The sequence below is a fragment of the Rhodobacter sp. Har01 genome (genome assembly GCF_020564565.1).
Taxonomy (GTDB): domain Bacteria; phylum Pseudomonadota; class Alphaproteobacteria; order Rhodobacterales; family Rhodobacteraceae; genus Pseudogemmobacter.
The window spans coordinates 54,168-72,786 of record NZ_JAJCTD010000003.1; the positions used below are offsets into that span (position 1 = coordinate 54,168).

Sequence of the window (18,619 nt, forward strand, 5' to 3'; positions counted from 1 at the left end):
CCGCCAAGGGCCATGATCCACATCAAGACACATGCGTATTGCTGCATGTCATGCGGCACCGGCACGGCGAAACACCCGCGAATCGCGGCGCCCGGGTCAACTGCACGGCGCCTCGGCCTGGGGCGGAACGTCCACCCCGGGCAACCAGGGCTTGAGGTCCAGAACCGGCGTGCCGTCGAAGGCGTCGATGGCGTCCAGTTCCAGTTCTCCGGTTTCGGCGTCCAGTGCCAACAGCCGGACCACTGCCACCGCGATCGGGTTCGGCCTGGCCGGAGAGCGCAGGGCAAAGGTCCCGGTCGGCACGGTCCGGTGCGATGGCGTCTGCACGATCAGGTCGCGCCGGGCCTCGCCTGTCCAGTAGAGCAGGATCACCGACTCGCCTGCCGTCAGCCCGTCCAGCCCGCGCCGGTAAGGCGCGTCGATCAGAACGAAGAAACGCCCGCCCCGCATGCGCGCCTCGCGCAGGTTCCTGGGGCAGTTCCCCCGGCTCCAGGGCGACCGGATCCGGCCGATGAATGCAACGCCTGCAGACAGGGTTTCGGCGGGATCGAAAGGCAGGGTCTCTTCGCCGGGACGGCTGGTCCCTGCCGGATCAGGCTCTGCCGCGGGGCGCTCTGGATGCTGGTCCGGCCTGCGCATGTGCTGCCTTTCGCTGGCCGCCGGCGGCGCTGCGGTCAGGCGAAGGCCGCGCTCGGGATCGGGTCAGTCTTTCGCGGCGGGTCTTGCCTGCATGGAAGACGTGGCACAGAGATACACCTTCCCGGCCCCGTTGGCCGCGACCGGGGTAGCAGAGCAGCCGGTGACGCGGTCGTGGTGCGCCGCAGCAACGGCGCGCAGGGCCTGGAGGGCAAGCCAGACATGCGCGCGATCACGGCCGGGAGAAGCAGCAGGGGCGGCATTTACCGAATAGGCGTGGCTTGGCATTGGCGAAACCTCGGTATCGGGAGATGGACAATGCGGCCCTGAGCAGCGGGCCGCAACGAGGGACGTTTGGATCAAGGTTGCGGAGAGGCGCGCAGGCCATGTGACAGCATGGAACCCCGACCGCGCGACGGCGTTCCGACCAGCGGGTCGACAGGTGGGCCGCCAGGCATACCGCGAAGAACCACCCATGCCACGGGGGCAATGGGTTGCGTCGAAGAACCGGCTGATCTGCCAGGGCGCTGTTCGATCATGGGCTTCATTCTTCGACTCGTGCCGCAGATCGGCCGCTGGATCAACCGGGAACTGTATTGTGATCGTGGTCGCATTGTCGCAGGTGTTGACGTAAGGTAAACACGGCGCCCGCTCAGCCCATTGCTTGGGCATTCGGGAGTCTCTCCGGCCCGCCGCGCACGGGCCTATCCAGCCCCTGCCCCGAATCGCCCACGCCTTTCGGCCGATGCGGCCAGCGCCAGGGCGGCCGTGCCTCGACCGCCGCCAGGCCGCCTTGCCAGGACGGCCGCCCGGAATTGAAACGGGCCGCACGACGGCGGCCCGGGTTCAGCGTGGATGGCTCAGGTCTTTGGTGGAGCAGAGGGGGATCGAACCCCTGACCTTATCATTGCGAACGATACGCTCTCCCAACTGAGCTACTGCCCCAACGACCTTGGGCCGGGTAATTGGCCCATCGGGCGGGCGTTGTCAAGCCGGCCAGACGGCGGTCGCTTGCGGCGGCGGGCGGGTCGTCAGGGGGCAGGAAGGGGGCGGGCCGGCCGCCCCTCGACGGCTCCGGCCCGCCCTGGCCCGGCCTGGCCCGCCCCGGCCCGGGCTCGCTACCGCAGGGTGAACTGCGGCTGCCGGTCGGTCAGCGGCAGGCGGGATGTTCGGCGATGTCGCCCGCGTCGTCGCAGCCCGAACCGCCCTTGATGCGCGGCTTGCGGCGCTTGTCCAGGCTGTCGTCGGTCCGCGCCTGGACGAAAGCCTGGTCTGCCATGTCCCGGGCAAGGCTGGGCAGCGCGGAGAGGGCGATGGCGGCGGCGATGGTGATGGTGGTTGCGGACAGGATCAGGGGTTTCATGGCGTCCTCCTTGGGGGTTGTCGGTCGGATCAGCCTAGCCCCGCGGCAGGGTTCGGCGCAGGGCCGGAAGTCCGCCGAAGTTGTCTGCTTCGGTCAGACCATGGTCCCGCCGGGGAACCGCCCGCTTCGGATGCCGCGCCGTCAGTCCTTGCCGTGTTCCCGCGCCAGCATCGCCGCTTCCACCCGGTTGCGGACCTGCAGCTTCTGCAGGATCGAGGTCATGTAGTGCTTGACCGTCTTTTCCTGCAGGTCCAGCGCCTCGCCCACCTCGCGGTTGCTGCGGCCTTGCGCCACCAGCCGCAGGATTTCGCTCTCGCGGTGCGACAGCTCGTCCAGCGGGTTCGGCGGTGGGCGGTCGGTGCGACCGCGCATCAGCACCAGCAGGCGGCTGGCCAGCCCGGGCGCGACATAGGGCCGGCCTGCCGCAAGGTCGCGCACCAGCGCCACCAGTTCGCCGGCGCCCAGCCCCTTGAGCAGATAGCCCAGTGCCCCGGCCTTCATCGCCGCGACCAGGTCTTCCTGGTCTTCCGAGGCGGTCAGCATCGCCACCTGCGGCGGCTGCGGCAGGGCCCGGATCGCCGCCAGCGCCCCCAGGCCGCCGCCGCCCGGCATCGAGATATCCAGCAGCACCAGGTCGGGCGCCAAGTCGGCCGCCAGCCGGGCCGCTTCGATCCCGTCGGCCGCCATGCCCACAACGTCGATGCCGGGGGCATCGCGCAGCGTCCGGGCCAGCCCGTCGCGGTAGATCGGGTGGTCGTCGGCCACCACCACCCGGATTTGCGGCGGCGCTGCCCTGTCGTCCGGATCCGTCGCGCTCATCCCGCAGCCTCCCCGATGTCCAGTGTCATCCGCAGTTCGGCCCCGCCGTCGGGGCGGTTGCGCGTCTCCAGCCGGCCGCCCAGGCTTTCGACCCGGTCGGCCAGTCCCGACAGACCCATGCCGTCGTCGTCGTCGGCGCCGGGACCGGCGCTGCCGAAGCCGGGACCGCGATCCAGAACCGACAGCTGCAGCCGGTTGCCCTGCAGCCGCAGCCGCAGTTCCTGGCCCTGACCGCCGGCATGCCGCCAGGCGTTGGTCAGCCCTTCCTGCGCCACCCGGTAGGCACAGGTCTTTGCGGCCACCGGCAGGTCGGCACCGGGTGGGATGTCGATCGATGGCTGCACCGCGGCCCCGGAGCGTTCGGCATGCGCCTCGGCCAGCGCCCGCAACAGCGTGTCAATCGGCCGCCGCTCGATGTCCGGCAGCGACAGGCCGCGGGCGACCGAACGGATCTCGGAGATCGACCCGCGCACCGCGCGCTCGACCGCGTCCAGGTCGGCACGGGCCGCGCCGCCTTCGGGCACGGCGGCGCGCAACGCGTCCAGCCGCAGCGCAGCGAAACCCAGCAGCTGCGCCGGTCCGTCGTGCAGGTCGGCGCCGATCCGCTTGATCGTGCTGTCATTCAAGGCGGCCACCCGACCGGCCGCATCCTGCGCGCGCAGCCGCAGCGCGTGGTTGCGGCGCGACAGGCTTTCCAGTTCCGCCATCTGGCGGTCGATCGTCCAGCTGCCGCGCAGCACGATGGCGAACAGGCTGACGCCGATCGCCCCCATCACCGCCGTGACCGCCGCAAAGCTGGCCAGCCGGGCGCGGCGCAGATCGTTCTCCAGCTGCGTCGCCACCTCGTAGAACTCGGCCACCGCGATCACCTCGCCGCTGCCGATCTCGCGGATCGGGCTGTAAATTTCCAGCAGCGGCAGACCCAGCGCCGCCTCGGCCACGTCCTCGGCATCGCCGGTGTCATCGAAATCGGCGCGGACCTGGCCATCCCAGGCCAGCCGCAGGTTCTCGGTGACCTCGAAGCGCCGGCCGACCAGCGCCGCGGTCGAGGCATCGGCCAGCAGCCCGCCCTTGCGCCACAGCTTGAACGACAGCACCCGCTGGCCCAGCGCGGTGTCCTTGATCAGCCGGTCGATCTCGAGCCGCGCCTCGGGGGTCAGCCGTTCCCGTTCGGCCAGGTCCTGCATCAGGGGCGCGATGAAGCTTTCCATGTAAAGCGCTGTCGCGTTGGCAGAGTTGCGGACCACCACCTCTTCGATCCAGCGCGACACCCAGAGGCCCACCGCCAGCACCGCGAACAGCATCACCGCGCCGCCCGCCAGAGCGAACTGGCGCGCCAGGGACATCCGGGTCCACGGCCAGTCTGTTCCCGTCATACGCCCCCCGCACCACCTACTGCGGCAAGCCTAGCGCAGCCGGGCCGTCTTGGCACCCGTGGCGTTTGGGCCGAGGCTGTCAGCCCCCTGTGTGCTGGCGCACAAATGCCATGATATCGGCGGCCGGGCGGGCGCCCGCCAGCCGGGCAACCTCGCGGCCGCCGCGATACAGGATCAGGGCCGGGATGCCGCGGATGCCGGCGCGCGAGGCGATCTCGGGGTGGTCCTCGGTGTTCAGCTTCATCAGCCGCACCTGCGGCGCCAGCATCTTCGCGGCCTTGGCGAATTCCGGTGCCATGCTGCGGCAGGGGCCGCACCAGGGCGCCCAATAGTCCACCAGCACCGGCAGCCCGTCGCCGCGGGTCACCTTGTCATGCGTCGCGGCGTCCAGTTCGGCCACCCGTCCATCGGCCAGCGGGTCGCCGCAAGAGCCGCATTTCGGCCCCGCGGCAAGCCGCGCCACCGGCACCCGGTTGGCCTGCCCGCAGGTCGGGCAAATCAGCTTGACGGCATCCATCGTTGCAGGCATCGCGCACCTCACATTCCGCTTTCGGAATATATGTGCGACCGGGCGCGGCGGTTCAAGGGCCTCAGAGCAGGTCTTCTTCCTCGCCCGAGACATCCACGCCCATGGCGTCAAGACCCGCCTCAAGGTTCTCGGCCAGGTGCGGCATGCCCATCAGATAGTCGGCCGTCGGCGTGGTCGCCTCGGTAATGGCGGTCTCGACCGCCTCTTCGTAATCCTCGGCGTCGAAGGCCCCGCGACCCACCCAGGCCAGCGCCGTGAGATGCGCCTTCTCTTCGGCATTCATGCCGTCGATGAAGGCCCAGAGCTGGGCTTCCCCGGCCGCCTCCTCGCGCGCAAGGAAGATGACGTGCACAACCTTGCTGGGACTGATCTCGATCATCGGACGGGCCTCCTTCGCCACCATGGTCGCGCGCATCGCGGCGCGGTGCAAGGGCCAAGCCGGCCGCGCCCCCCGGAAGTGCTGCGAATTCCGGTCGCGGCATCTGCATGAAAAGATTTTTCGCATCACGCCAGAAGGCCGAAGGCCAGGCCATAGACCGTCGCCCCGATCAACGTCGCCGCCGCCACCGAGCGGCGGGGCAGGAAAGCCAGGACCGTGGCCGCCGCGCCCGCCGCCAAGGGAATCAACGCGCGCGGCACCGGGTGAAGCTGCGGCAGCACCGAGGCCACCACCAGCGTGGCAATCGCCGCCGGACCGGTTGCGGCCAGAAACCGCGCCATCATGCCGCCGGGATGCGGCTCGCGCCGCATCAGCAGCGTCGGCAGCGCCCGGAACCCCCAGTTCGCCGCCCCGGCCAGCACCGCCAACACCACCAGGTCCAGGTTCATCGCCGCAGCACCCCGGCCAGCGCGCCGGCAATCATCCCGGCCAGAATGCCCGTGGTGCCCGAAACCGCAAGGGTGCCGATCACCGTCGCCACCGCCGCCACCGCAATTGCCGGCAGCGCGGCGCGGCTGAGGATCGACAAGAGCAGCGCCAGGAACAGCGCCGTCAGCATGAAGCCCAGGCCGGCGCTGACCGCCGGAAAGGACTCGAGCGCCCCGCCGCCGGCCAGCGCGCCGACGCCGGTTCCGCCGACCCAGGCGACATAGGCCCCCAGGCCAAGGCCGAACATCCAGGGCTCTGAGAACCGCTGACCGCGCGCCAGCGCCCCCAGGGCCTGGCCGAAGACCTCGTCCGTCAGGCCCCAGGCCCAGGCCCAGGCATGGCGCCGGCTGGCCCCCGTGCCCGCCTGTTTCATCAGCGCCGGGCCATACAGAACATGCCGCAGGTTCATCGCGATCAGGGTGAAGGCCGCCACCAGCACCGGCGCCCCGCTGGTGACCAACGCCAGTGCCAGGAACTGCGAGGCGCCGGCATAGATCACCAGCGACAGCATCACCGCCTCGGGCGCGGTCAGCCCGGCGCGGGTGGCGGCGACGCCGAACGAGAACGCGATGGGGAAATAGCCCAGCGCAATCGGCAACGACTGGCCAAGGCCGGCAAGAAAGCCTGGACGAGGCGGGGAGTTCTGGACGAGACGCCGGTCGGTCATGCTGCGCCATCGCTAGCGGCCGCCGCGGCCGGTGTCAAAGCCTGTCGCCCGCGCCGCCGCGACGCCGGGTCGGGAATGGCCACCCTTGCCAGCCCGGCCGCTTCTGTTAGCCTTCGACCTTGCGCCTTTGGCCGAAATCCGTTTGTTTCCAGTCCAGACCGGCCGCGGCGCCGCCCTTTTCTCAAGGAGCCCGTCCATGCGCCTTTCGCAGCCTCCGACCGCCATTCTGCTTTCGCTTGGCCTTGTTACCGCCGCCGCCGCCCTGGCCGCCGCGCCCGCCTCCGAAGACATTCCCGGCAGCCAATTCACCTCGGGCAACTGGTCCGGCGGCGCCTGGGCAGACGACTCGGGCGCCTTCGTCGACTGCTACGTCGGCGTCGGCTACAACGAAGGCGCGCAGCTGTCGCTGTCGCTGACCGCCGACGATACGCTGACCGTCTACCTGTCGGCGCCCGGGGCCAGCTTCACGCCGGGGCAGTCCTACGACGCCGCGCTGATGACCGAGGTCGGCCTTCCCGCTGTCGGCCCTGCCTTCGGCTCGAACGAGGCCTATGTCGGCTTCGCGCTGGCCGGCATCGACGCTTCGATCGATTTCCTGACGCAGGGATCCTACCTGCGGCTCTACGGCATCGGCATCGACCAGGCCTTCGACGTCCGCGGCATGGGCGGCGCGCTGGCGCAGGCGCGGATGTGCCTCGAGGCGCAGACCGGCCCGGCGCAGACCGTCGCCACCTCGCCCGCGCAGCCGGAGAAGCCAGCGCTGGGCCGCCCTGCGGGAACCAAGCCGGCACAACTGTCCGGCCAGACCGCGGTGTTCAAGCGCCAGCACATGCCGTGCAAGGACGACACCTGCAAGTAACCGCCAAGCCGGGGGTGCGGAGCAGCGCCCCCGGCTATTCGGCCGCCTCGGCATAGGCCTCGACCGGCGGGCAGGTGCAGACCAGGTTGCGGTCACCATAGACATTGTCCACCCGCCCGACCGGCGGCCAGTACTTGTCCTCACGGAACGATCCGGGCGGGAAGCAACCCTGTTCGCGCGGGTATTTCCGCGTCCAGTCCGCCACCAGGTCTTCGACCGTGTGCGGCGCATGGCGCAGCGGGCTGTCCGCGGCTGCGATCTCGCCGCGCTCGACCGCCCTGATCTCTTCGCGGATCGCCAGCAGCGCGGTGATGAAGCGGTCGATCTCGGCCTTGGTCTCGGATTCCGTCGGCTCGACCATCAGCGTGCCCGCCACCGGCCAGCTCATGGTCGGCGCGTGAAAGCCGTTGTCGATCAGCCGCTTGGCGATGTCGTCCACGGTCACCCCCGCCTCGGCGAACGGCCGGGTGTCCAGAATGCACTCATGCGCCACCCGGCCGCGGTTGCCCATGTACAGCACCTCATAGGCCCCGCGCAGCCGCGCCGCGATGTAGTTGGCGTTCAGGATCGCCACCCGCGTCGCCTGGGTCAGCCCCGGCCCGCCCATCATCAGGCAATAGGCCCAGCTGATCAGCAGGATGCTGGCCGAGCCATAGGGCGCCGCGCTGACCGGCCCTTCGGTGCCCCCCGTCTCGGGGTGCCCCGGCAGGTGCGGCGCCAGATGCGCCTTGACCCCGATCGGCCCCATTCCCGGACCGCCGCCGCCATGCGGAATGGCAAAGGTCTTGTGCAGGTTCAGGTGGCTGACATCGCCGCCGATCTCGCCCGGCTTCACCAGCCCGACCATGGCGTTCATGTTGGCGCCGTCGATATAGACCTGCCCGCCGAACTGGTGCGTGATCCTGCAGACCTCGCGCACGGTTTCCTCGAACACCCCATGCGTGGACGGATAGGTGATCATGCAGGCCGCCAGCCGGTCGCCGGCCGCTTCGGCCTTGGCACGGAAATCCTCGACGTCCACGTCGCCGTTGGCCGAGGCCTTGACGACCACCACCTCCATCCCCGCCATCTGCGCAGAGGCCGGGTTGGTGCCATGCGCCGAGGTCGGAATCAGGCAGACCTTGCGGTCTTGCTCGCCGCGCGCCCGGTGATAGGCCAGGATGGTCAAAAGCCCGGCATATTCGCCCTGCGCACCGCTGTTGGGCTGCATCGAGAAGGCATCATAGCCGGTGATCTCGCACAGCTTCACGGTCAGATCGTCAATCGCCTCACGGTAGCCCGCCGCCTGGTCCGGCGGCACAAAGGGGTGCAGGCTGGCGAACTCGGGCCAGGTGATCGGCATCATCTCGGCCGCCGCGTTCAGCTTCATCGTGCAAGACCCAAGCGGGATCATCGCCCGATCCAGCGCAAGATCGCGGTCGCTGAGCCTTCGCATGTAGCGCATCATTTCCGACTCGGCCCGGTTCATGTGAAACACCGGATGCGTCAGATAGGGCGTCTCGCGCAGCATGTCCTCGGGAAAGCCCAGGGCCGCGCGGTGCGGCGGCAGGCCGTGAATGCCAAAGGTGCGCAGCACCCGGATCAGGATGCGCTCGTCCGTCGTCTCGTCAAGGCTGATGCCCACCCGGTTCAAGCCGATCTTGCGGAAGTTCAGCCCCTCGGCCCGCGCCGCGGCCAGGATGCCGGCCTGCCCCACGCCCACCTCGACGGTGATGGTGTCGAAGAACGCCTTGGGCGACACCTTCGCCCCCGCCGCCTTCAAGGCCCGCGCCAGCCGCTGGGTGCGGAAATGCACCCGCTCGGCAATCGCCCGCAGGCCCTTGGGGCCATGGAACACCGCATACATGGATGCCATCACCGCCAGCAGCGCCTGCGCCGTGCAGACGTTGCTGGTCGCCTTTTCCCGCCGGATGTGCTGCTCGCGGGTCTGCAGCGACAGGCGATAGGCCTTGTTGCCGTTCGAATCGACCGAGACCCCGACGATCCGCCCCGGCATCTGCCGCTTGTGCGCGTCGCGCGTGGCCATGAAGGCGGCATGCGGCCCGCCATAGCCCATCTGAACCCCGAAGCGTTGCGCGCTGCCGATGGCAATGTCGGCCCCCATCGCGCCCGGCTCCTTCAGCAGGCACAGCGCCAGCAGGTCGGTCGCCACCACCGCCACCGCTCCCGCCGCGTGCAGGGCCTCGATCTGAGGGGTGAAATCGCGGACATGGCCATAGCTGCCCGGATACTGGAAGATCGCCCCGAACACCTTCGACGGGTCCAGCGCCTCGATCCTGTCCTCGATGATCTCGATGCCCAAGGGCAGCGCCCGGGTGCGGATCACCGCAATGGTCTGCGGATGGCAGAACCGGTCCACGAAGAACCCCTTCGCCTTCGCCTTCGCCACCCGCTCGGCCATCGCCATGGCCTCGGCCGCCGCCGTCGATTCGTCCAGCAGGCTGGCATTGGCCACGTCCAGCCCGGTCAGGTCGCAGACCATGGTCTGGAAGTTCAACAGCGCCTCCAGCCGCCCCTGCGCGATCTCGGGCTGATAGGGCGTATAGGCCGTGTACCAGGCCGGGTTCTCCAGGATGTTGCGCTGGATCGCCGGCGGCGTGACGGTGCCGTAATAGCCCTGCCCGATCAGGCTGGTCATCACCCGGTTCTTCGCCGCCACCTCGATCATCTTCGCCGTCAGCTCATGCTCGGACAGCGGCGCCCAGCCCAAAGGCCGCGCCTGCCGGATGCTGGCCGGCACCGTCTGGTCGATCAGCGTCTCAAGGTCGGGCACGCCCACCGCCTTCAGCATCGCCTCCATCTCGGCCGGCGAAGGCCCGATGTGGCGACGGTTGGCAAAGTCGTAGGGGTTGTACTCGGTGGGCGTGAACGTCATCCGCTTCCGGGCCGCGCAATCCCGCGCCCTTTCATCTGTCCCACAATATCCCGGGGGGTCCGGCGGGCTGGCCCCCCGGTCCTCCGCCGGCCGCAAGGCCTAACCGATCAGTTCGGCATATTCGTCCTCGTCCATGAACTCATCCAGCACCGACAGGTCGGCGACCTTCATCTTGAAGAACCAGGCCGCCCCGGTCGGGTCTTCGTTCACCAGGCCGGGGGCATCGACCAGCTTCTGGTTCACCGCGACGATCTCGCCATCCAGCGGCGCCAGGATGTCCGAGGCCGCCTTGACGCTTTCGATCACGCAGACCTCGTCACCGGCCGACACCATGGCGTCGGTATCGGGCAGTTCCACAAAGACCACGTCGCCCAGCTGGGTCGCCGCATGCTCGGTGATGCCGACGACGACCACATCGCCCTCGACCCGCAGCCATTCATGTTCCTTGGTGTATTTCATCGTCTTGCCTCAGCGTTTGTAGGTTGTGGGATGGAAAGGCAGCGCCGCCACCGTCACTGGCAGCTTCTTGCCGCGCACCTCGCCCTGAAGGGGGGTGCCGACATCGGCAAAGGCGCGGGGCACATAGCCCATGGCGACAGGCGCCTCGACCGAAGGCCCGAACCCGCCCGAGGTCACCTGGCCCAGCGGCGTCTCGTCCGCCGCGAACAGTCCGGTCCCCTCGCGCATCGGCGCCCGGCCATCGGGCCGCAAACCCACGCGGCACCGCTCCGGCCCCTCGGCCAGTTCCTGCAGGATCCGTGCCGCGCCGGGAAAGCCGCCCTCGCGCGCGCCGCCGGTCCGGCGGACCTTCTGGATCGCCCAAGGCAGCCCCGCCTCGACCGGGCTTGTCGTCTCGTCGATGTCATGGCCGTAAAGACACAAGCCCGCCTCCAGCCGCAGGCTGTCGCGCGCGCCCAGGCCGACGGGCTGCACTTCGGGCATTGCCAGCAGGTCGCGGGCAAAGGTCTCGGCCCAGCCCTGCGGGACCGAGATCTCGAAACCGTCCTCGCCGGTATAGCCGGACCGGCTGACCCAGACCTCGCCGAACACGCCCACATCCATGAACCGCAGCGCCGCCACGTCCGGCACCAGCCGCGCCAGCGCGGCCTCGGCCAGGGGCCCTTGCAGCGCCAGCAGCGCCCGGTCGGTGATCGGCACCACCTCGGCCACCGCCGCCAGATGCTCGGCCATGTGCGGAATGTCATGCGCCTTGCGGGCGGCGTTGACCACCACGAACAGGTGATCGCCCCGGTTGGCGAACATCAGGTCGTCCAGGATGCCACCGGTCTCGTTGGTGAACAGGCCATAGCGCTGCCGCCCCTCGGCCAGCCCCGCCACGTCGACCGGCATCATCGCCTCGAACCCGGCACAGAGCGCCGCCATCCCGGCCTTGGGCCGCAGGATCACCTGGCCCATGTGGGACACATCGAACAGCCCCGCCGCGGCGCGGGTGTGCAGGTGTTCCTGCATCACCCCGGCGGCGTATTGCACCGGCATCTCGTAGCCCGCAAAGGGCACCATCCTGCCCTGCAATCCGACATGCAGGTCATGTAGCCCCAGCCGCAAAAGGTCGGTCACCCCGCCTCTCCCCAATGCTTGCCGGAACGCACCCGGCACCGTTCGCAGCAGTTCCCCTGCCGCCCGGTGCCCCCTCTGTCCCTGCCCGTTGCGGACGCCTGAGATCGTTATCCCTTCGGCGGGCGCCTGACGCGCCACTCTCCAGAGTCTTTTCGCAGGAACGGTCCCTTGCGCCTGAGAGTTTACCGGGGCGGTTGCTCCTTCGGCACCGGGGCAAGCGGCCCCGGATTCTCCCGATTCTGCGATTTCGGGATTACCGCATCGGCGCGGGGGCGGGCAAGCGAAAAGCAGGATGCGACTGTATACGGTCCGAAACCGTCAGACACCGGCCGGGGCCGGCGCGGTGCGCCGAAGGACCACCCGCCAGGCCAGCCAAGCCGAGATCAGACCGAAGACCACGCCCCCCGCCGCCTGCCCGATCAGCACGCCCGCCGCCCCCCACCACTGCGCGCCCAACAGGGCAAAGGGCAGCGTGCCCAGCGTGTGCCGGGCCCAGTTGATCAGCGTCGACTGATAGGCCGCGCCCAGATTGTTGCAGGTGGCATTGGCGACAAAGATCAGCCCGTTGAAAAAGAACAGCAGGCTCAGCGGGCCGCAGAACAGATAGACCAGATCGCGCGTCACCCCCTCGGCATGGAACATGTCGGCCAGGGGCGCGCGCAAGGCAAACAGCACCGCCGAGACGGCCACGATCACCATCCCGGTGAACCGGATCGCATCGCCGAAGCTCTGCCGCACCCGGTCCATCCGCTTTGCCCCCAGATTCTGGCCGATGATCGGCCCCAGCGCCCCGGCCAGCGCGAACAGCACCGAGAACGCCACCGGCGTCAGCCGCCCGGCAATCGCCATCCCCGCCACCGCCGCCTCGCCAAAACCGGCAACCAGCCGCGTCACCAGCGCCTGCCCCACCGGCGTCGCCAGCTGGGTCAGGATCGCCGGCCCCGAGATCGCCGACAACGGCCGCAGCACCCCCGCCAGCACCCGCCGGTCCAGGGGCGCAAAGCCGCCGATCCGCCGCCAGACCGGCCACAGCGCCATGCCCGCCATCACGATCCGCGACCCCGCCCCCGCCAGCGCCGCCCCCGTCAGGTCCAGCCGCGCCCACAGGATCAGAACCGGGTCCAGCGCCGCCAGCGCCACCGCCGCCCAGACGGTGACCATCATCGCCCGCCGCGCCTCGCCAAAGGCCCGCAGGATCGCCGCACCGACGATGCCCAGAATCAGCAAGGGCTGGCTGGCGGTATAGACCTGCAGGAAATGCACCGTTTCCTCGGCCGTCCGCCCGGTGGCGCCCAAAAGCCCCACGATCTGCGGCAACAGCACCCAGACCAGCGCCGAGAACGCGCTGCCGAAGCCCAGGCTCAGCACCAGCCCCGCCGTCGCCCGCTCCCGCGCCAACCCCGGATCGCGCGCGCCCACCGCCTGCGCCACCAGCGCCGAAACCCCGATCGACAGGCCAATCCCGAAGGCGGTGACGAAGAACATCACCGCCCCGCCATAGCCCACCGCCGCGGTCAGCACCGGGTCCTTCAGCCAGCCGATGTAGACCATGTTGATCAGGTCGACGACGAAGATCGCCATCAGCCCGACCGAAGAGGTCAGCGACATCACCACGATGTGCCGCAGCAGGCTTCCCTCGACGAACTTCGCCTGCGCCCCGCCCACCCGGCCTAACCCCTTCATCTTGGTTCAAGTACCCCACGGGGGTCCGGGGGTGTGAAACCCCCGGCTTCGCAACGGGTCCGGGGGTGTGAAACCCCCGGTGGTCGGTCACACAGCGGGACGCTTGGGCAGAAGCGGCATCACGTCGGCCATCTCGGGGCCCGCGTCCAGCCCCGTCAGCGCGCGCCGCAGCGGACGGAACAGCTCCTTGCCCTTGCGCCCCGTCGCCGCCTTCACCGCGGCGGTCCACTCGCCCCAGGTGTCGCGCGTCCAGGGCTGCGGCGGCAACAGCGCGAAGGCCTGCGCCACGAACTCCCGATCCGCCTCATCGACCACCGGCGCAGCCCCATCGCGGAACAAGGCCCACCAGCCCTCAAGGTCGGCCAGTACGGTGATGTTGCCTTTGGCCACCGCCCAGAACGCCTCGGCCTGATCCGCCGGCACGCCCAACCCAGCAATCCGCGCCTGCACGGCCGCAAACGGCAGCCCCTGCACATGGTGCCGGGTCAGCGGGAACAGGTCTTCCGCATCGAACTTCGTCGGTGCCGCACCGAAGCTGTCCACGTCGAACCCCTCGGCCAGCTCATCCAGACTCCCCGCCAGTTCCACCGGCTTCGACGACCCCAGCCGCGCCATCAGGCTCAGCAGCGCCATCGGTTCGACCCCCCGCGCGCGCAGGTCGCGCAAGCTCAGCGTGCCAAGACGCTTCGACAGCTCTTCCCCCTGCGCCCCGGTCAGCAGCGAATGATGCGCAAAAGCCGGCGGCGTGCCGCCCAGCGCCTCCATGATCTGGATCTGCGTCGCGGTGTTGGTCACATGGTCCGACCCGCGGACGATGTTCGTCACCCCCATCTCGATGTCATCCACCGACGAGGCAAAGGTATACAGCACCTGCCCGTCGGCCCGGATCAGCACCGGATCGCTGACGCTTGCCGCATCAATCGACACCGGCCCGATGATGCCGTCCGGCCACTCGATCCGCGTCTGGTTCAACAGGAACCGCCAGTAGCCCACCCGCCCCTCGGCCCGGAACGCCGCCTTCGCCTCCTCCGACAGCCCCAGCGAGGCGCGGTCATAGACCGGCGGCTTGCCCATCCCCAAGAGCTTCTTGCGCTTCAGGTCCAGCTCGCCCGGCGTCTCGAAACACTCATAGAACCGCCCGTCCGCCCGCAGCCGGTCGGCCGCATCGCGGTAGCGGTCATAGCGCAGCGACTGCTTCTCCAGCCGGTCCCAGTGCAGGCCCAGCCAGTCCAGATCGGCCATGATCCCGTCGGCATATTCCTGCTTGCTGCGCTCCTGGTCGGTATCGTCCAGCCGCAGGATGAACTGCCCCCCGGCCTTGCGGGCGATCAGGTAGTTCATCAGCGCGGTGCGCAGGTTGCCCACATGGATGTAGCCGGTGGGCGACGGGGCGAAGCGGGTGACGACAGGACGGGACATGCGGGCGGCTCCTTGGACGGCAACCTCCTGTCACAAGCACCGCCCCTTGTCCAGTTTGCCGCCCCCCCGCCGCACCCCGGGGCGGGTCACACCGGATGCACCGGCCAGCGCGCCGCGAGGTCCGCCAGCCCGACGCGGACCAGCTCCTCCAGCGCCGCCAGGTCCAGCCCCGCCAGCCGCTTCAGGTAAAGGCAGGCCTTGCCCACCCGGTGCGGCCCCAGCCGCGACAGGATCGCGCCGTAGTCGCGATAGCCGGGCGGGATGTAGAGCACGATCTCGGCCTTGCGCGGCGAAAATCCCGTCGCCGCCGCCTCGCCGCCATGGCCGCTGTCATAGCGATAGACATAGCGCCCGAAGCCCACGATCGACGGCCCCCACAGCCGCGCCTCCCACCCCGTCACCCGCCGGAACAGCGCCAGCAGCGCCTCGGCCTCGGCCTGCCGCGCCGGGTCCACCCCGGCCAGCCAGATCGCCACGTCCAGCGGCGCGCTTGTGGTCTTCGCGACATGGGCCATGCCGGATCCTACACCAGGACCGGCGACTTGCGCAGCCACCTCCGCCCGCCGGAATTCGAATTCGAATTCCGTGCACGATTTCCGACTTCGGAAATCGCCGCCCCCCGCCCCCTTCCGCCGCCGCCGCCGACGCCCTATCCTTGCGTGATGACAAACCCCGCGCCCGACTCCATCGCCCCCTCGCTGGACCTGATCGAGACCCTCGCCCGAGAGGCAGTGGCGACCCTGCCAGAGCCCTGGCGCGGCCCGGCCACCCAGGTCGTCCTGCGGGTCGAGGACTTCCCCTCGGACGACATCCTCCAGGCGATGGACCTGGAAGATCCGTTCGACCTGACCGGCCTTTACGAAGGCACGCCCCTGACCGAGAAATCGGTCGCCGACCAACCCACGCACCCCGACCTGATCTGGCTGTTCCGCCGCCCGATCCTGGACGAATGGGCCGAACGCGGCGACATCGCCATCGGCGATCTGGTCACCCATGTGATGATCCACGAGCTTGCCCACCACTTCGGCTGGTCCGACGAGGACATCGCCGCCATCGACCCCTGGTGGGAATGACGCACAGCTTCTGTGCATTGCCGCACCCCTGTTGACGGCCGCGTGAAACGCGGGCCGCGCCGGACGCTTTATCCTGTCCGTCGCGATCAACCGAAGAGGAGGACCGAATGACGACCCTCACCCGCCGTCAGGCCCTTGCGGCCGCCGCCACCCTGCCCCTGGCCGCCGCGCTGCCGCGCCCGACCCTGGCCCGGGCCGAGATGCAGGGGTCGGCCCTGCCGCCCTTTCACCGGTTTCGCCTGGGCAGCTTCGAGGTGACGACGCTGCTTGCCGGCACCCGCTCTGGCGACAAGCCGCAAGAGACCTTCGGCCTGAACGCCAGTGCCGAGGATTTCGCCACCGCATCGGCCGCGGCCTTCCTGCCGGCGGACAAGACGATGACCTTCTTCACCCCCACGCTGGTCAACACCGGCACCGAACTGGTGCTGTTCGACACCGGCCTTTCTGCCGACGGCCTTGGGGCCGCGCTGGCCGCCGCCGGCCTTGCGCCCGAGCAGGTCGATGTCGTCGTGCTGACCCACATGCACGGTGACCACATCGGCGGGCTGACCACGGCCGACGGCGCCGCGCCGTTCTTTCCGAACGCCCGCTACGTGACCGGCAGCGTCGAGCACAACCACTGGTCCGCCGCCGGAAACGAGGGCTTTGACAAGAACGTGCGGCCACTGAACGAGAAGACCAGCTTCGTCGAAGGCGGCGGCAGCGCCGCCCCGGGCATCACGGCCATCGAGGCCTTCGGCCACAGCCCGGGCCACATGGCCTGGATGGTCGAATCCCGGGGCCAGCACCTGGCGATCACCGCAGACACTGCCAATCACCATGTCTGGTCGCTGCAATTCCCCGACTGGGAGGTCAGGTTCGACGCCGACAAGGCGGCCGCGGCGGCCACGCGCAAGCAGCTTTTCGGCATGATCGCCGCCGACCGCATCCCGTTCATCAGCTACCACATGCCGTTTCCGGCCGTGGGTTACGTCGAACCGAAGGACGCCGGCTTCCGCCTGGTGCCGGCAAGCTATCAGATGCTGCTGGACGGCTAGGTCCGCCTAGAGCGCGCCGTCGGTGAACTGCAAACGGGCGAGGCGGGCGTAAAGTCCGCCTTCGGCCACCAGTTCGTCATGGGTGCCTTGCGCGGCGATGCGGCCGTCTTCGAACACCACGATCCGGTCGGCCCGCTTCACCGTCGCCAGCCGGTGCGCCACCACCAGCGTGGTGCGGCCCTGCGACAGATGCTCGACCGCCTCTTGCACGGCGCGTTCCGATTCGGCGTCCAGCGCGCTGGTCGCCTCGTCCAGCAGCAGCACCGGCGCGTCGCGCAGGATGGCGCGGGCGATCGCCACGCGCTGCTTCTGGCCGCCCGACAGCATGACGCCGCGTTCGCCCAGGAAGGTGTCATAGCCCTGCGGCAGCGCCGTCAGAAAGTCATGCGCGGCGGCGGCGCGGGCGGCGGCCTCGACCTCGGCGTCGCCGGCCTCGGGGCGGCCGAAGCGGATGTTCTCGCGCGCCGAGGCCGCGAAGATCACCGGGTCCTGCGGCACCAGTGCCATCGCGCGGCGAAAGTCGGCGCGGGCCAGGTCGCGCAGGTCGATGCCGTCCAGGGTGATGCGGCCGGCCTGCGGATCATAGAACCGTTGCAGCAGTTGCAGGATGGTGGACTTGCCCGCGCCCGAAGGCCCGACCAGCGCCACCGTCTCGCCGGGCCGGACGGTCAGCGTCACCCCGTTCAGGGCCGAAACCTCGGGCCGCGCCGGGTAGCGGAAGGTCACGGCCTCGAAGCCGATCTCGCCGCGCACCGGGCGCGGCAGTTGCCGCGGCGCCACCGGGTCCAGCACGCTGTCCCTGGTGTTCAGTATCTCGACCAGGCGCTCGGTCGCGCCCGAGGCCCGCTGCAACTCGCCCCAGATTTCCGACAATGCCCCCACGGCGCCGGCGACCAGAACGGCGTAGATCACGAACTGGATCAACTCGCCGATCGACATTTCGCCCGCCCGCACATCGCGCGCGCCAACCCACAGGACGCCGACGATGCCGGTGAAGACCAGGAAGATCACGATCACCGTCATCACCGCCCGGGTGCCGATGCGGCGGCGGTTGGCCTCGAAGCTCTTCTCGGTGACCTCGGCAAAGGTGGCGCGGGTCTGGCCTTCGTGGGTGTAGGACTGCACCGTCTGGATGGCGCTCAGCGCTTCCGAGGCCGACCCCGAGGAGGACGCGATCCAGTCCTGGCTTTCGCGCGACAGCGACCGCAGGCGGCGCCCGAGAATGATGATCGGCACCACCACGGCGGGAACGATCAGCAGCACCAGCCCGGTCAGCTTGGCCGAGGTCAGCATCAGCAGGGCCAGCCCGCCCAGCAACAAGAGCAGGTTGCGCAGGGCAACCGAGATCGACGAACCGATCACCGACAGGATCAGCGTGGTGTCGGTGGTGATGCGGCTCAGCACCTCGCCGGTCAGCACGCGCTCGAAGAAGGCCGGGCTCAGCGAGGTGACCTTGTCGAAGGTGGCACGGCGAATGTCGGCCACCACGCGCTCGCCCAGCCGGGTGACCAGATAGTAGCGCAGGCCGGTGCCCAGAGCCAAAAGCGCGGCGATCAGAAGAAAGGCGCCGAAGTATTCGTCCAGCATCGCCACGTTGTTCGAGTTGAAGCCGTCAACCACCCGGCGCACGGCCAGTGGCAGGACCAGGCTGATCCCCGCCGTCAGCACCAGGGCCGCCAGCGCGGCCAGGGTCAGCGCGCGATAGGGCCGCAGAAACGGGACAAGCCCCGATAGCGCAGCGACCCGGCGCGAGGTCGGGCGGTCTTCGGTCGGGGCTGTTTTCGGCTGTCGGGCCATGTCGTCCCTTCGGGTCTTCGGTCCTGCGGCGTTCCGGGGT

The 18,619-nt window shown here is 69.5% G+C and carries 18 protein-coding genes, 1 tRNA gene and 1 riboswitch; of the genes, 3 read left to right on the plus strand and 16 right to left on the minus strand.

Going from position 1 to position 18,619, the window contains the following annotated elements:
• Nucleotides 1–96: 96 nt before the first annotated feature.
• From LHP98_RS08685 to LHP98_RS08725, 9 genes are all read right to left on the minus strand, one after another.
• Nucleotides 97–450 (minus strand): TrmO family methyltransferase, encoded by a 354-nt coding sequence (locus LHP98_RS08685; RefSeq protein ID WP_227252139.1) that lies wholly within the window; start codon nucleotides 448–450, stop codon nucleotides 97–99.
• A gap of 1,055 nt (nucleotides 451–1,505) precedes the next feature.
• A tRNA-Ala gene (locus LHP98_RS08690) sits at nucleotides 1,506–1,581 on the minus strand.
• A gap of 205 nt (nucleotides 1,582–1,786) precedes the next feature.
• A complete protein-coding gene (locus LHP98_RS08695) occupies nucleotides 1,787–1,999 on the minus strand; it encodes a hypothetical protein (RefSeq protein WP_227252140.1) in 213 nt (70 codons plus the stop codon).
• A 141-nt stretch (nucleotides 2,000–2,140) separates the two neighbouring features.
• Entirely contained in the window at nucleotides 2,141–2,818 is a 678-nt protein-coding gene (locus LHP98_RS08700; RefSeq protein ID WP_227252141.1) for a response regulator, read from the minus strand.
• Nucleotides 2,815–4,164, minus strand: coding sequence for a sensor histidine kinase (locus tag LHP98_RS08705; protein WP_227252142.1), 1,350 nt, complete (start codon nucleotides 4,162–4,164; stop codon nucleotides 2,815–2,817). The genes LHP98_RS08700 and LHP98_RS08705 overlap by 4 nt, the downstream gene beginning before the upstream one ends.
• Nucleotides 4,165–4,273: 109 nt before the next feature.
• Nucleotides 4,274–4,723 carry a thioredoxin TrxC gene (gene trxC, locus LHP98_RS08710; RefSeq protein ID WP_227252143.1) on the minus strand — a complete coding sequence of 150 codons (450 nt, stop codon included), beginning with the start codon at nucleotides 4,721–4,723 and terminating at the stop codon, nucleotides 4,274–4,276.
• Nucleotides 4,724–4,784: 61 nt separating this feature from the next.
• Nucleotides 4,785–5,102, minus strand: coding sequence for a DUF3775 domain-containing protein (locus tag LHP98_RS08715; protein ID WP_227252144.1), 318 nt, complete (start codon nucleotides 5,100–5,102; stop codon nucleotides 4,785–4,787).
• A gap of 125 nt (nucleotides 5,103–5,227) precedes the next feature.
• Nucleotides 5,228–5,551, minus strand: coding sequence for an AzlD domain-containing protein (locus LHP98_RS08720; RefSeq protein ID WP_227252145.1), 324 nt, complete (start codon nucleotides 5,549–5,551; stop codon nucleotides 5,228–5,230).
• Nucleotides 5,548–6,258: an AzlC family ABC transporter permease gene (locus LHP98_RS08725; RefSeq protein ID WP_227252146.1), complete on the minus strand. Its 711-nt coding sequence runs from the start codon at nucleotides 6,256–6,258 to the stop codon at nucleotides 5,548–5,550. Before LHP98_RS08725 ends, LHP98_RS08720 begins: the two co-directional genes overlap by 4 nt.
• 196 nt (nucleotides 6,259–6,454) lie before the next feature.
• Here LHP98_RS08725 and LHP98_RS08730 point away from each other — a divergent pair, with 196 nt between their 5' ends.
• Nucleotides 6,455–7,117, plus strand: a complete 663-nt coding sequence (locus LHP98_RS08730; protein ID WP_227252147.1) for a hypothetical protein — start codon at nucleotides 6,455–6,457, stop codon at nucleotides 7,115–7,117.
• 34 nt (nucleotides 7,118–7,151) lie between these two features.
• Here LHP98_RS08730 and gcvP read toward each other — a convergent pair whose 3' ends face one another.
• The 6 genes from gcvP to LHP98_RS08760 form a co-directional block, all read right to left on the minus strand.
• Complete coding sequence (gene gcvP / locus LHP98_RS08735; RefSeq protein WP_227252148.1) at nucleotides 7,152–9,992, minus strand: aminomethyl-transferring glycine dehydrogenase; 2,841 nt, start codon at nucleotides 9,990–9,992, stop codon at nucleotides 7,152–7,154.
• Between the two features lie 99 nt (nucleotides 9,993–10,091).
• Nucleotides 10,092–10,451: a glycine cleavage system protein GcvH gene (gene gcvH, locus LHP98_RS08740; RefSeq protein WP_227252149.1), complete on the minus strand. Its 360-nt coding sequence runs from the start codon at nucleotides 10,449–10,451 to the stop codon at nucleotides 10,092–10,094.
• A gap of 9 nt (nucleotides 10,452–10,460) precedes the next feature.
• A complete protein-coding gene (gene gcvT, locus LHP98_RS08745) occupies nucleotides 10,461–11,570 on the minus strand; it encodes a glycine cleavage system aminomethyltransferase GcvT (RefSeq protein ID WP_227252150.1) in 1,110 nt (369 codons plus the stop codon).
• A 151-nt stretch (nucleotides 11,571–11,721) separates the two neighbouring features.
• Nucleotides 11,722–11,816, minus strand: a riboswitch (glycine riboswitch).
• Nucleotides 11,817–11,888: 72 nt separating this feature from the next.
• Nucleotides 11,889–13,253 carry an MATE family efflux transporter gene (locus LHP98_RS08750; RefSeq protein WP_227252151.1) on the minus strand — a complete coding sequence of 455 codons (1,365 nt, stop codon included), beginning with the start codon at nucleotides 13,251–13,253 and terminating at the stop codon, nucleotides 11,889–11,891.
• A gap of 87 nt (nucleotides 13,254–13,340) precedes the next feature.
• Entirely contained in the window at nucleotides 13,341–14,672 is a 1,332-nt protein-coding gene (gene gltX, locus LHP98_RS08755; protein WP_227252152.1) for a glutamate--tRNA ligase, read from the minus strand.
• Between the two features lie 86 nt (nucleotides 14,673–14,758).
• The gene (locus LHP98_RS08760; protein ID WP_227252153.1) at nucleotides 14,759–15,187 is read right to left on the minus strand and encodes a DUF1801 domain-containing protein; all 429 of its coding nucleotides are present in this window, start codon (nucleotides 15,185–15,187) and stop codon (nucleotides 14,759–14,761) included.
• A gap of 147 nt (nucleotides 15,188–15,334) precedes the next feature.
• Here LHP98_RS08760 and LHP98_RS08765 point away from each other — a divergent pair, with 147 nt between their 5' ends.
• Complete coding sequence (locus tag LHP98_RS08765; protein ID WP_227252528.1) at nucleotides 15,335–15,745, plus strand: metallopeptidase family protein; 411 nt, start codon at nucleotides 15,335–15,337, stop codon at nucleotides 15,743–15,745.
• Between the two features lie 107 nt (nucleotides 15,746–15,852).
• On the plus strand, nucleotides 15,853–16,782 hold the full coding sequence (locus LHP98_RS08770) for an MBL fold metallo-hydrolase (protein ID WP_227252154.1): 930 nt from the start codon (nucleotides 15,853–15,855) through the stop codon (nucleotides 16,780–16,782).
• A 6-nt stretch (nucleotides 16,783–16,788) separates the two neighbouring features.
• Here the strand turns inward: LHP98_RS08770 and LHP98_RS08775 are convergent, their stop codons facing one another.
• Nucleotides 16,789–18,579 (minus strand): ABC transporter transmembrane domain-containing protein, encoded by a 1,791-nt coding sequence (locus LHP98_RS08775; RefSeq protein WP_227252155.1) that lies wholly within the window; start codon nucleotides 18,577–18,579, stop codon nucleotides 16,789–16,791.
• Nucleotides 18,580–18,619: the final 40 nt, after the last annotated feature.